The organism is Streptomyces sp. NPDC051684 (genome assembly GCF_044453445.1).
In the GTDB taxonomy this organism is placed as follows: domain Bacteria; phylum Actinomycetota; class Actinomycetes; order Streptomycetales; family Streptomycetaceae; genus Streptomyces.
The window spans coordinates 68,845-81,289 of the sequence record NZ_JBITCS010000007.1; the positions used below are offsets into that span (position 1 = coordinate 68,845).

Sequence of the window (12,445 nt, forward strand, 5' to 3'; positions counted from 1 at the left end):
AGGTGACAATCTGTCACCGGTGGCGACGAGCTGTGACCATGCCCCGGACCCATGGGACAGGCAGCCGGACGAGAGCGCCGAGGACTTCCGACGCTTCCGGATCTTCCTCGGCATGGGGCCCGCCCGAACCCTGCGGGACGCCGCCGGGGAACTGGGGCTGTCCTACGGCAGAACCCGAAACCTCGCCGCATCCCGTCAGTGGACCGAGCGCGTCGATGCCTACGACCGGGAAGCCGAACAGCTGTGGGCGCTCGGGGCCCGGCACCTGCAACAGCGCCTCGCCACCGCCTCCATGGAAGGGCTCTTGAAGGTCCTCGCCACCGCCACCGCGCAGGTACCCGCCCCTGACGACGCGGAGACGCTCACACCCCGCGAGGCTGCCGCCCTGGTGGTCTCCGCCGCGAAGAGCGCCCGTGACTGGCTCCCCCGACCCGCAGACGTCGCGACAAGCCCCGCGTCCGACTCCGGTGCACGGCTGGCCGACCCGGAGCTGATGTCCCTCTTCCGCGAGATCCTCGACGCCCTCGCCCCCTTCCCTGCCGCCCAAGAAGCGGTGATCCGAGTGCTGGAGATCTCGGCCGTCCGGGCGTAGCTCCTCACCCGGACGGCGGGGCAACGCGGCACCATGCGCTGTAGCCCTCGCACACCATTGAGCTCGCCCATCAACGGCCGTACAGTCCCGAAGTGTCAGCCGCACCGTCGTGAAGTGATGGTGGGTCATTGGGAGTTCGGCTCCCGGGTGGGTGGGCATGCTGGAAAGGCATGTCCCCATGCAGGGCTATCTCAATGTCCTGAGAACTCCAGGCCTCCGTGTCCCGCTCCTAGCCATGGTGCTCGGCGCGCTTCCCATCGGCATGCTGGGCCTCGGCCTGCTGCTGTATGTGCACCAGTTGACCGATTCATTCACTGTCGGCGGGCTGGCCTCAGCAGCGTTCGGCCTGGGCAACGCCGCCGGAATGACAGCGCAGGGCCGGCTCATCGACCGCTACGGCCAGGCGAGGATCCTCGCGCCGGTAGGCGTGGCCTGCACGGCCTGGTCCGTGTTGCTGGTGGCTGCGGTGCCGACAGCGGACGGGACGAGTATCGCCGTCGCGGCCAGCGCTGGAATGGGGGCTTGCATTCCGGCAACCACCGGCAGCATGCGAGTGCTGCTGGCCGAGCTGCTCCGAGGGACCGCGGCGCGCACGGCCGGTTACGCGATGCTGGCTGTGCTCTTCCAACTCGCGCTTCTGAGCGGGCCGCTGGTGACGTCGCTGCTGCTGGTCATGGCGGGGCCGAGCGCAGCCGTAGTGACGGGCGGCTCCCTAGCCGGTGCGGCGGGGCTGCTCTTCTCCACGACCCGGGCTTCCAGAAACTGGAGGCCTGCTCGGATGTCCGCCGGGCAGGACGGCGTCCGCAAGAACGCCGGTCTGGCCGTCTTGTTGTTGATCGCAGCAGGGACCGGGCTCTCGGCCGGCATGGTTGCCGTCGCTGTACCGGCCGCTGCACTGGCACTCGGAAACGCGACGAACAGTGGAGTGCTGATCGCGATGATGTCGGCAGGAGAGATCACCGCAGGGCTGGGTTTCGGATCCCGCCCATGGCGCCGTTCCGCGGCCCGACTGCTGCTTGCGGCCGTGGCTGGCTCATCTGTTGCCGTTGGCCTCACCGCGTGCGCCGCAGGCAGCCTTACGCTGCTGTTTCCCTCCCTGTTCATGCTTGGCCTGTGCAACGGGCCAGCCGCCATCGCCTCCTCTGCGCTGCTGGACACGCTGGCTTCCCGGGCAGCGCTCACCAGGGCGTACACGCTGATGGTGGGCCTCTCCCTGGTGAGTGGAGCGGTGGGCAATGCGGTCGGTGGGGCCGTCACGGAGAGCCTTGGGCACCAGCTGACGTTCATGATCAACGCCTTCTTGGTCGCTGGTACTTGGGTCGTGGGGACCCTGTTTCGACGCGTCCTAGAGACCACGCCGGACGTCTTGGAGAAGGACTTCAATGAGCCGCACCAACGATCATTGAAAGGGCGATGACATCGTGACGAAGAAGGACTTGGCCGCTGCCTTCCTCACCGTCGCGTCCAGCATGCCGATCCGCGTTCCGGCTACGGATGCGGAGCGTGCGGAGCGGGGCGCGGTGCTGATGCGGGGCATCCTGCGAGGCTGGGGCATCAGCGCCGATGGTCTCGACGATCACCAGCTCAACGAACTTGGCGAATTGATCCTTCTCATTGACCCCCGCGACGGGTGCGACTCCGTGTGGGCGGACGGGTGTGCAGTGTGCGATGACCTCTTCCGCGTCGAGGTCGTGAACCGCCTGGCGACGCTGAAACCGGGTCGGCGTATCGACGTTCCGGACACGTAGCGACGAGGATTGTCGTGCGGGCAAGCACAAGGGCCGAGCACAACGAGCGAGCGGAGCCCCGCCGCTCGGGTTCGAGGACGAGCGACGGGGCTTGAGGCGTGCGAACGGCGGAGGAACGTGCACCCGTTTCGCCATGACGGACCGTTCACACACCCATGCGTAGTACAACCTGCCTGGCAGGAGATGGTTGCACCCAGCGCACGGGATCACCCGAACGAGTAGGCACGTCGTACCAAACCCCCAGGGATGCGGGCGACCGAACCGGCGACCTACTCCGGGGGGCGGGAATAGCGCTCGACGGCCGCTTTCGATGTCGATGTGTCGAGGAGCCGCAGTTCCCACGGCCCGGTGTTCACGTCGAAGTCCTTGCCGAAGCCGACCCACTTGCCCACCATGCGGCGGCCGGTCGGCTCGATGAGCATCTGGATTGCCCCGTGGTAGCGGGCGCCCCGGTAGTAGCCGTCGGAAGCGGTCTGCTCGATCCAGGACCCGGTGACGATGTTCCGGTCCGCCGTGAGGTCGAGGTGCAGGGGGCTGTCGGGGTTGCTGGACGCTCCGGGCAGGGACTCAGCGGTGAGCCGGTTGCCGCGCTGAACGAGCAGGACGTGATGCTTGCCCTCGAACGTGGAGTCGCGGCCCGAGCTGTAGAACTCATAGTGGCTCAGCCAGATACCCGAGTAGTCCACCGCCTGTCCCTGTGCTTCTGTCGCCGGGCTTCCGGATGCTTCCGCGGCACCCGTGGCCCCGGCGTCCATGTCATGGCCGCCCGCGCCGTCCTCGTGGACACGGGAAGCGGGTACCGCGAGCGCGAACCCGAGTGCTTCAATGGGGCGCCCCGTGAGCCGCTGAAGAGCGCGGGCATACAGCGGACGGCAGGTGCGGGTCTGGCCCGACTCCCACCGCTGTACGAGGCGTTTACTGGCCTCGTTGGGTTCGCCCAGCTCTCGGCCGGCATTGCGGAGTCCGTGCGCGAACTCGTCCTGCGAGAGCTGCATGCCGATACGCACGGCACGCAGGACGTCGTTCGTCTGTACCTGTGCTGTGGTGGTCATGGTTCGAGGCTAGTTCCGCACCGCCTCTAATGACACCGGTTTGACGCCTTCGTGTGACGCCGACATGCCGCCTTATCGACGCCCGAAGCGACGTCGTTATGGTCGCCGCGCTGCCACAGGATGGGAGCCATGTCCATCCGCATCAGCGCGTACACGGTCAGAGCAGACGGCACGCACACTCCGACACGGACCCTCTACGAGGGCGAGGGCGGAGACCCCTCGGCGACCGGCGTGATGCCGCCCTGTATCTGCCCCAGGTGCCGCCGAGGCGGAGGACGCTCGCCAAGCACCACGAATCCCCAATCGCGTGGAGGCACACCAGCATGAGCACAGCCGTGAAGGGCCGCGACCCGAAGACGTTCGTCCCCCAGGACGTGTGGGAGCGGCAAGTGAAGCTGATCATGCGCGACCCCGACATCAACCTGGACAAGGCCGAGCGCATTTTCGGCCAGACCGTCGCCTACTTCGTCGCGGCGGGCGAGAACCCGGACACTCTCATGGGTCCGTCCGTCGAGGTCGACAAGGGCGTTCACTCGTTCATGCTCGACACCATCCCGTACCACCAGTTCACCTACGGGCACTTCGGCCGCTACATCCACCATGTCCCCGAGCTGGAAACCGATCTGTGTGTTCAGTGCAACACCGGCGGGGAGGGTGACAAGAAGCGCGCCGGTGACGTCGCGTGCGCCACCGACGACGACAAGGCGGAGGCTGACGCCGACGGCCGGCCGATGGTCCTGGAGGCCACCGTCGCGGCCATCGAGGCCGCGGGCTTCGTGATCGACCGCGAGCTGTGGAACATGGGCGCGAAGTGCACACAGTGCCACGCCGGGTGCACCGACTCGCCCAACACGGGCAAGGGCAAGTAGGCGACAAAGTCAGAGAGTTGGGGCCCTCCCCTCTACATTCAGGGGCGGGCCCCGTCCCCCTGTGAGAGGAACCATCTGCATGTCGCTCGCCGAGACCTGGGACCGCTTCGCCAAGGAGCGCACACCGCGCCGTGCGGTGAATGCGCGGGGCCAGTCGACGTGGCTCAACTGGACCCAGTACCCGGACCACGGCCCCGACGAGGGCGTACTCGGCACGCCGCTCGCGGGCCTGAAGGTGTTGGAGCTGGGCTCCGGCAACGGCGACAACCTCGCCCACCTGGCCACGCTCGGCGCCACCTGCACGGGCGTGGACGTTGCCCCGAGTCGCGAGGCCGCCGCACGCGAACGCTGGGGACACCTACCCGGCCTGGACTTCCGCACGACCGAGGCCGTCGACTACCTGGCCACCGAGGCCGCCACCTTCGATGTGGTGCTGTCCATCTTCGGCGCAGTCTGGTTCGTGGACCCCGACATGCTGCTGCCCCTCGTACGGGCCCGCATGAACGAGGGCGGAACCCTCGCGTTCTCCCACCTTCCGGCCGGTAGCCAGGAACTCAAGCCGGGCAAGGCCGGCATGCGCCACGACCGCACGCCCGAGGAGTGGACCAAGCTCCTGCACCGCCACGGATTCACCGGCGTCCGCACCGAGATCATCGAACCGCCGACGGGCCAGAGCGCGGCAACGATGCTGATCCGGGCAACCGTGTAGGCCGCGCCCACTAGCCCTTCACCGCTGGAGTCGTACCCAGGGGAAGCGCCCACACAGCGAAGGGCCCCGGCCGATCTACCCCGGCCGGGGCCCTCTCGTGTGCGGCTACCAGTTCATGTGGCGGGGCATGCGGCACTTCCCGGCGGCGTCCATCGAGGGGCATTCGTCGTCGCCGAGTGCGATGGCGAGCACTGCGCACAGCGCCAGCACGACGAAGACGACCACCAGGCCGGTACGGGTGAGCAGAAACCGGCTGAGACGGGTGCCGGTGCGGCCGAGCCGCTTGTCGCGGGGCACCGTGGCCCGCCGCAGGTTCCAGACGGCGCAGACAGCGACGGTGACGGCACCGAAGGCCGCCGACACCCAGCCGTCGTGGAACAGGCCCTGCGCGACGTAGGCGACCATGCCGCCGAAGATCAGCGCGTACATGATCCGGACCAGGACGTTAATGATCATTTGCACCGTCCCCCGGCAAGAGGATCCGGAGCAGGGCGTACATGACGGCGCTGCCCACGAGGACACCGGCGACGGTTTGCCACCGCCCCGTGGCCACACCGGCAACGCCGCCGAGAAGCAGGAAGCCGCTAGCCATACCGAAGCGCAGATGCCTATTCATCGTCGTCGTCCTCGGGGAACGGGTCGGGCACGAAGCGCTCCACACGCGGCCACAGCCGGGAACCAAGCCAGAACCCGCCGACCAGGGCGAGAAGCCCGGCCACAATGGTCAGCAAGGGCATCTGCCACGCCGCCTGTACGAGGACCCCCACGACGAACGCGAGGACACCGCCGAGCACGACGATGAAACAGCCGCTGGCACAGCCCATGGCTTCGTCACGGTCTTCCGTCTGGAAGGGCTTCAGCGGCCCGGCGTTACTCATCGTCTCCGTCTCCGTCTTCGTACTCGGGCTGGGCGATGCGGCCGTTCCACCACCGGCCCAGCAGGCTGCCCCCGCCGCCACTTATCGCGCCGCCGATCGCGCCCTCCCACCTGCCGGTGATGAGCCCATAGACGCAGACGATGGCCGCGAACACGACGACGGTCGCCACGGCCTCCCGGACGGTGAGCTTCTTCGGTGGGTCCGGCTGTCGCGCAGCCCACCACACCCGCTTCCAACGCGACGTCATCGGCGCTTCACCTCGTCGCGCATGAGGCGGTCGAAGTGCGCCAGCCATGCCCGGCGCAGCTCACGGCGCTTGCGGCGGTTCTTGCGGATCTCGCGGCACCAGGCGCTGACGCAGAAGATGCCGAGGGCCAGCCAGAACAAACGGGCCCATCCGTGGTACTCCACGGCAGCATTGCCGGTGCTCACGGCCGCCGAGACCACGACGAGGATTTCCCACTTGTCTTCGCGCAGGTTCACTTGCGCCCCTTGAAGCCGAAGTAGATGGCCGCGCCGATGAATGTGAGCGCGACCACCAGATACTCGGCCTCCCATCCGTGAGGCGGTGGGCCGCTTACTGCAAGGGGGATCATCGCTCTCGTGCTCCGCTCCGCAAGCCCCCCGGCTGTCGGTGTGTCCGGGGGACGCTAGGCGGCGGGCCGGGCACGATGGAAATTGATCACGGGGTTTCGTTACCGGTCTCACACACCAGTCCAGGTGCCTCGTGATGGCACGGAGATGACGCCAACTGGCACGGCCGCGAACGTCAGCGACGCGGGGACCGTTGACCGTTCAGACAAAGCGGTCCCTAGTTGTGCTGAGGCGGCAGTCCGTACGCAGGACTGGGTGCAACGTTGCGGCTCAGTAGTTGCCGTTGGAGAGGATGTCGCCACTCGCGTTGTAGACGGTGATCAGACCTGCCCCCTCCGCGAAGGACTCGTGCGTGTCCTTGGCCCAGTCTGTGGCGGCGGAGACGATCAGCTTGCCAGTGCCGGTGTCACTGGACATGAGGTCGCCGGACAGATCGGTGTAGATGTTCACGCTGCCGTCGGTGGCGTTGACCTTGGTTACGTGGTCCGCGACGGCGCTCTTCATGGCTGCCGTTGTGGATGCGTCGTCGGCGACAGCCGCCTTCAGCGCGTCGGCGTCGGACTGGTTCTCGCTGCTCGCCGCCGAGTCTTGCTCCGTCTTTTCGTCGGCCGCCACTGCGTCGGTGCCCTCGTTCGAGGTGGTGTCGGTCGACTCCTTCTCCTTGGACTCCGGTGCAGCCTTCTCCGACGAACTACTCGACGAAGCGGTGGGGGTCGAGTCGTCGGAGCCGCCGCCAGTTGCCATGCCGCCGATGCCGAGGAGGGCCACGGCCGCGGCGCCGCCGATTGCAACCTTCTTGACCTTGGAGGCCGGCTTCTTCGAGGAGTCGTTGCCGGGGACGGGAGCCGTGGGTGTGGTCATGACTGTGCCTTCGCTGTGAGCGGGGGTTGGTCACTCCAAGGTAGGAACTGCGTGTATCGCGCACATAGTGCCCAAAGGGCCTATCTAGCGGTGCTTTAGTCCCTGGCTTCCGGTACAACCCGTTATGCACCATGGCATCAACGCCCACCCACACACGCACTCCATGGAGGCACGCCCACGCCCCCCATGGACCGCCCCCCCCGAGGCGGGGCGTACGGTCCGGCACGGCGATCCTCATCAGCGAGCCGCACACCGGGCCGCCGACGCCACCTCACAGTCGCCCCCCAGAGCTCCCGTTACCTCCGGCGACGTGCGATATGAGGTGCGGCTGCACACCCCCTCGGCGCCCCCTAACGTCCCCTAGCTACCGCCCACCAGGGCGTTCTTCTGCGACTCCACACACAGGGCATGCCAGCTGTCGTTGCAGGTGGGAGGCACAAGTGGGCTACAGTTGCACCCCGTTGGCCCACCCCAACGAGACTTCCAAACTAGCTACGCGGGTTCGATTCCCGTCGCCCGCTCTCGTGAAAAGCCTCCGGCCCGGATCCACTCCTCGTGGACCGGGCCGGAGGCTTTTCCGCGACCTCCGCCGGGCGCCCTGGACCGCCGCCTCAGAATTTGATCGCGCTGACGCTGTCCGCGACCGAGTTGAGGAAGTTGTTGATCGCGGGCGCCATTCCGGTCGATGCGAGGAAGAAGCCGAAGAGGACCGCGACTATGGCGGGCCCAGCCTTGATCGAGCCGCCGCGCATGAGGACGACGAGAACGATCGCCAACAACAGCACCACTGACAGCGAAATGGCCACACTGATCACACCCTAGGTCGGTCCGCTCTCCCGGCCCGGAGGGTGAAGCCGCACCCCCCGCCAGAACCATCGTGCCACCAACCCGGCGCGCCTATGCGGCCCGTGACGCATCGTCGGCCACGTACCCGCGGGTTTCGGCTTGATCGTTTCTATCGTCCCGGCCGCCCCGCGCGCCCACCGCCGGCACGGCCTGCAGGCTTTCTCTCAGTTTCCCCTTGGTTTGCACACAGGAAAATCAAGGAAAAGCGATGTCCAATTACCGCCCGAGCAGTACGGGACGAATCGGTCATTTCACCAAGTGCGGGCAAAGCGGTGGGGCACAACCGCACAAACCCCATGCGGACTTTCGCGCAAACGGGGTACCCGGAAACACCAAGGAGGAATCGAGTTGAGGGTTTTACGAAATCACAGAGGCCCCACTAAGGTGCCTCAGATGTTCCACACTGCCATCATCCCCACCGGCGCAGTGCGGCCCCCCACGATCTCCCCGAGTTCCTGGTGGGAGGGCCTGTGACCAACTCGCTGCACCCACAGGGCTCGCACCGCACCCCGCTGCCACAGACCGCGCGGCCCACCGCGGAAGTCGCCCCCCAGCAGAAAACGGCCCCCGCTCCGGCCGACACCCCCAAGCCCAAGCCCAAGCCCAAGCAGCGCGACGCGTTCTTCGACAACGCCAAATACCTGGCCATCGTCTTCGTCGCGATGGGCCATTCCTGGGAACCGCTCACGGACGGCAGCCGTACCGCCGAAGCGCTGTACGAGATCGTCTACACGTTCCACATGCCGGCGTTCATCATCATCTCCGGCTATTTCTCGCGCAGCTTCGACATGCGGCCCGACCGGCTGCGGCGCCTGATCACCGGCGTCGCCGTGCCCTATGTGATCTTCGAGGTCGCGTACAGCATCTTCAAGAAGTACGCGGACGACGACCCCACGCATCCGATCAGCCTGCTCGACCCGTGGTTCCTGACCTGGTTCCTCGTCGCGCTGTTCATCTGGCGGCTCACCACTCCGCTGTGGAAGATCGTCCGCTGGCCGATCCCGCTCTCCATCGCCATCGCCGTGCTCGCGGTGGTCTCCCCCGACATCGGCGACGACCTGGACCTGCAGCGCGTCCTGCAGTTCCTGCCGTTCTTCGTGCTCGGCCTGTTCCTGAAGCCCGAGCACTTCCAGCTCGTGCGGCGGCGGGAGGTGCGGATCCTGTCCGTGCCGATCGGCCTGTGCGCCTTCGTGCTCGCCTACTGGGCGGCCCCGCGCATGACGTCCGTGTGGTTCTACCACCGCGACAGCGCGCAGGAACTGGGCGTCCCGTGGTGGGTCGGCGTCGTCATGACGCTCGCCCTGTTCGGCTGCTCGATCGTGCTCACCGCCTGCTTCTTCGCGTGGGTGCCGGGCCGCAGGACGTGGTTCACGGTGCTCGGCGCCGGAACGCTGTACGGCTATCTGCTGCACGGGTTCCTGGCGAAGGGCTCCCGGTTCTGGGGCTGGTTCGACGCGGACTGGACGCACACCCCGTACGGCGAGGTCGCCGTCACGCTCATCGCGGGCGCGGTCGTCACCGCCCTGTGCACGCCACCGGTGCAACGGGCCTTCCGCTTCGCCATGGAGCCGAAGATGCCGTGGGCGTTCAAGAAGGACGCCACCGAGACGGCACGGGCCAGGCAGCGCGCCTGACGTGGTTCGGGTAAGGGTGGGACAGGGGACGCCCCCGCCCACCCTTACCCGAACCACGAGGAGCCCGGCCCATGCGGATCGATCTGACGGGACGCACCGCCCTGGTCACCGGTTCCACCCAGGGCATCGGCGCCGCCATCGCGACGGGCCTCGCCCGCTCCGGGGCCCGCGTCGGCGTCAACGGCAGGACCCGGGAGCGCGTCGACGAGGCCGTGTCCCGGATCCGCGCCGAGGCCCCGGACGCCGACCTGGTGCCGGTCGCGGCCGACGTCACCACCGAGGACGGTCTGCGGGACGCCGCCGAGGCGCTCCCCCACATCGACATCCTGGTCAACAACCTCGGCATCTTCGGCTCCGCCGACCCGCTGGAGATCACCGACGAGGAGTGGCGCCGCTACTTCGAGGTCAACGTACTGGCCGCGGTCCGCCTCATCCGCCACTGTCTGCCCGGCATGACCGAGCGCGGCTGGGGCCGGATCCAGAACATCGCGAGCGACTCCGCCGTGGTGATCCCCGCCGAGATGATCCACTACGGGATGTCCAAGACGGCGCTGCTCTCCGTGACCCGCGGCTTCGCGAAGCAGGCCGCCGGCAGCGGCGTGACCGTCAACTCCGTCATCGCTGGCCCCACCCACACGGGCGGCGTCGAGGACTTCGTCTACGAACTCGTCGACCGTGACCTGCCCTGGGACGAGGCGCAGCGGGCCTTCATGCGCGAGCACCGGCCGCAGTCCCTGTTGCAGCGGCTCATCGAGCCCGAGGAGATCGCGAACATGGTGGTCTACCTCGCCTCCGACCTGTCGAGCGCGACGACGGGCGGCGCGCTGCGGGTGGACGGCGGGTACGTGGACTCGATCCTGCCGTAGGGCCCAGGGCTTTTACGGCCGTAGAACACTCAGTCGATCCCCAGCAGCGCGCACATCCTCGCGTACTTCTGGGTCAGGCGATTCCGGGTCGCCTCGTCGAGCACGGCGAGCCGGCCCGGATCCGCGTTGTGGGCCAGGTCCGCCTCCTTGACCAGGCGGGCGCCGGGGGTCGCGAGGATGCGCCGCGCGTACGCCTCCGGGGGCTCGCCCTTGTGCTTGGTCAGCGCCCGGACGACCGCCTTCGTCTCCGCCGGGAGCGCGGCCGCGTCCAGCCACTCCTCCGTGAGCGCGTCGTCCTCGATCGCGTCGTGCAGCCAGGCCGCGGCGATCTGGGCCTCGCCGCCGCCCCGGACGCGGGTGCCCTCGGCGACGGCCGCCAGGTGCTCCGCGTAGGGGCGGCCCGCCTTGTCCTTCTGGCCCTCGTGGGCCCGCCGCGCCAGGGCCTCCACTTCCGTCAGCGTGAGCATGCCGCAGAGCCTCTCACGCGGCCCCCGCACGTACTCGGGACTTTGGACCCAGGTCGTTTGGTAAGCTAAGTATTGACGCTTTCTTGACGTTCTCTTGACCAAGGAGGAACGGGCCCATCGGACACGCAGACACCTTGATCGCCATGGGCGGCGCATTCCTGGCCGCCGCCGTCCTCGCTCGCCTCGGCGGGCGCATAGGACTCCCCACCATTCCCCTGTTCATCCTGGCCGGGATACTCCTCGGCCCCCACACACCGGGCGTCGTGCTGCTCTCCGACCCGCACGACCTGGAGATGCTCTCCGCGCTCGGCCTCGTACTGCTGCTCTTCTATCTCGGCCTCGAGTTCCACATGGACGACCTGAAGACCGGCGGCCGCAAGATGGCCGTCGCCGGAGGGACGTACCTCGCGCTGAACGTCGGCGCCGGCCTCGGTTTCGGATTCGCCCTCGGTTGGGGCACATCCGAAGCTCTGGTCCTCGCCGGGGTGCTCGGCATCTCGTCGTCCGCGATCGTCACCAAGGTCCTCGTCGACACCGGCCGGCTCGGCAACCCCGAGACCAAGCCGATCCTCGGGATCATCGTGGTCGAGGACATCTTCCTCGCCCTGTATCTGGCCGCCCTGCAACCGATCCTGTCCGGCGCCGACTCGCTGTCGGCCGCCGTGCTCGACGGCGGCAAGGCCTTCGGGTTCCTGCTGCTGCTCTCGCTCGCGGCGCGATTCGGGACCCGGATCGTCGGCAAGCTCTTCAACACCAAGGACGACGAGCTCCTCGTCATCTCGTTCCTCGGCACCGCCGTGTTCGTGGCGGGGGTCTCCGAGTGGTTCGGGGTCGCCGACGCCATCGGGGCGTTCATGGTCGGCCTGATGCTCGGCTCGACCGCCTCCGGCGAGCGGATCCGTACGCTGGTGCACCCGCTGCGGGACGCCTTCGGAGCGATCTTCTTCTTCGGGTTCGGGCTCTCCATCGACCCCGGCGACCTGCCGACGGTGCTGTGGCCGGTGCTCGCCGCGGTCGCGCTGACGCTCGTCATGAACGTCCTCGCGGGGATCGGCGGAGCGAAGATCTACGGCTTCGGGGCCGGGCCCGCCGCCAACATCTCCACCACGTTGCTGGCGCGCGGCGAGTTCGCGCTGATCCTCGCGACGATGGCCGCGGGGGCGGGGCTCGAAGAACGGCTCTCGCCGTTCATCGCCGGATACGTGCTGCTGCTCGCGGTGCTCGGCCCGATGGCCGCGGGCCGCTCCGCGTGGCTGGCCCGGACCCTACCGATCAAGGAGCCGGCGCCGGTCCTCGAAGAACCTCGGGTCGGCGCCGGGGTGTAGGGCC

At 68.0% G+C, this 12,445-nt stretch carries 16 protein-coding genes; 8 read left to right on the top strand and 8 right to left on the bottom strand.

What is annotated here, in order from left to right; all coding sequences use genetic code 11:
* Positions 1–19: 19 nt before the first annotated feature.
* From ACIA8D_RS10865 to ACIA8D_RS10875, 3 genes are all read left to right on the top strand, one after another.
* Complete coding sequence (locus ACIA8D_RS10865; RefSeq protein WP_399230768.1) at positions 20–592, top strand: hypothetical protein; 573 nt, start codon at positions 20–22, stop codon at positions 590–592.
* A gap of 235 nt (positions 593–827) precedes the next feature.
* Positions 828–2,009 (top strand): hypothetical protein, encoded by a 1,182-nt coding sequence (locus tag ACIA8D_RS10870; RefSeq protein WP_399230769.1) that lies wholly within the window; start codon positions 828–830, stop codon positions 2,007–2,009.
* A gap of 4 nt (positions 2,010–2,013) precedes the next feature.
* On the top strand, positions 2,014–2,340 hold the full coding sequence (locus ACIA8D_RS10875; RefSeq protein ID WP_399230771.1) for a hypothetical protein: 327 nt from the start codon (positions 2,014–2,016) through the stop codon (positions 2,338–2,340).
* Between the two features lie 269 nt (positions 2,341–2,609).
* Here ACIA8D_RS10875 and ACIA8D_RS10880 read toward each other — a convergent pair whose 3' ends face one another.
* On the bottom strand, positions 2,610–3,392 hold the full coding sequence (locus ACIA8D_RS10880) for an XRE family transcriptional regulator (protein WP_399230773.1): 783 nt from the start codon (positions 3,390–3,392) through the stop codon (positions 2,610–2,612).
* Between the two features lie 323 nt (positions 3,393–3,715).
* Between ACIA8D_RS10880 and ACIA8D_RS10885 the strand changes: the two genes are divergently transcribed.
* Together ACIA8D_RS10885 and ACIA8D_RS10890 are read left to right on the top strand one after the other, a co-directional pair.
* The gene (locus ACIA8D_RS10885) at positions 3,716–4,261 is read left to right on the top strand and encodes a glycine-rich domain-containing protein (protein WP_399230774.1); all 546 of its coding nucleotides are present in this window, start codon (positions 3,716–3,718) and stop codon (positions 4,259–4,261) included.
* 79 nt (positions 4,262–4,340) lie between these two features.
* Positions 4,341–4,970: a class I SAM-dependent methyltransferase gene (locus ACIA8D_RS10890; RefSeq protein WP_399230776.1), complete on the top strand. Its 630-nt coding sequence runs from the start codon at positions 4,341–4,343 to the stop codon at positions 4,968–4,970.
* A gap of 105 nt (positions 4,971–5,075) precedes the next feature.
* On the opposite strand, the gene ACIA8D_RS10895 is transcribed toward ACIA8D_RS10890, so the two are convergent.
* From ACIA8D_RS10895 to ACIA8D_RS10920, 6 genes are all read right to left on the bottom strand, one after another.
* Complete coding sequence (locus ACIA8D_RS10895; protein WP_399230777.1) at positions 5,076–5,426, bottom strand: hypothetical protein; 351 nt, start codon at positions 5,424–5,426, stop codon at positions 5,076–5,078.
* 152 nt (positions 5,427–5,578) lie between these two features.
* Positions 5,579–5,848 (bottom strand): hypothetical protein, encoded by a 270-nt coding sequence (locus ACIA8D_RS10900; protein ID WP_399230779.1) that lies wholly within the window; start codon positions 5,846–5,848, stop codon positions 5,579–5,581.
* Entirely contained in the window at positions 5,841–6,095 is a 255-nt protein-coding gene (locus ACIA8D_RS10905; protein ID WP_399230780.1) for a hypothetical protein, read from the bottom strand. Before ACIA8D_RS10905 ends, ACIA8D_RS10900 begins: the two co-directional genes overlap by 8 nt.
* Complete coding sequence (locus ACIA8D_RS10910) at positions 6,092–6,331, bottom strand: hypothetical protein (RefSeq protein WP_399230783.1); 240 nt, start codon at positions 6,329–6,331, stop codon at positions 6,092–6,094. The genes ACIA8D_RS10905 and ACIA8D_RS10910 overlap by 4 nt, the downstream gene beginning before the upstream one ends.
* A gap of 381 nt (positions 6,332–6,712) precedes the next feature.
* Entirely contained in the window at positions 6,713–7,303 is a 591-nt protein-coding gene (locus ACIA8D_RS10915) for a hypothetical protein (protein WP_399230784.1), read from the bottom strand.
* A 611-nt stretch (positions 7,304–7,914) separates the two neighbouring features.
* Entirely contained in the window at positions 7,915–8,109 is a 195-nt protein-coding gene (locus ACIA8D_RS10920; RefSeq protein ID WP_399230785.1) for a hypothetical protein, read from the bottom strand.
* Positions 8,110–8,619: 510 nt separating this feature from the next.
* Between ACIA8D_RS10920 and ACIA8D_RS10925 the strand changes: the two genes are divergently transcribed.
* Both ACIA8D_RS10925 and ACIA8D_RS10930 read left to right on the top strand, forming a co-directional pair.
* On the top strand, positions 8,620–9,783 hold the full coding sequence (locus ACIA8D_RS10925; RefSeq protein WP_399230787.1) for an acyltransferase family protein: 1,164 nt from the start codon (positions 8,620–8,622) through the stop codon (positions 9,781–9,783).
* Between the two features lie 71 nt (positions 9,784–9,854).
* Positions 9,855–10,649, top strand: coding sequence for an SDR family NAD(P)-dependent oxidoreductase (locus ACIA8D_RS10930; RefSeq protein WP_399230789.1), 795 nt, complete (start codon positions 9,855–9,857; stop codon positions 10,647–10,649).
* 29 nt (positions 10,650–10,678) lie between these two features.
* On the opposite strand, the gene ACIA8D_RS10935 is transcribed toward ACIA8D_RS10930, so the two are convergent.
* The gene (locus ACIA8D_RS10935; protein ID WP_399230791.1) at positions 10,679–11,116 is read right to left on the bottom strand and encodes an HD domain-containing protein; all 438 of its coding nucleotides are present in this window, start codon (positions 11,114–11,116) and stop codon (positions 10,679–10,681) included.
* Between the two features lie 143 nt (positions 11,117–11,259).
* Here ACIA8D_RS10935 and ACIA8D_RS10940 point away from each other — a divergent pair, with 143 nt between their 5' ends.
* The gene (locus tag ACIA8D_RS10940; RefSeq protein WP_399230793.1) at positions 11,260–12,441 is read left to right on the top strand and encodes a cation:proton antiporter; all 1,182 of its coding nucleotides are present in this window, start codon (positions 11,260–11,262) and stop codon (positions 12,439–12,441) included.
* Positions 12,442–12,445 lie beyond the last annotated feature (4 nt).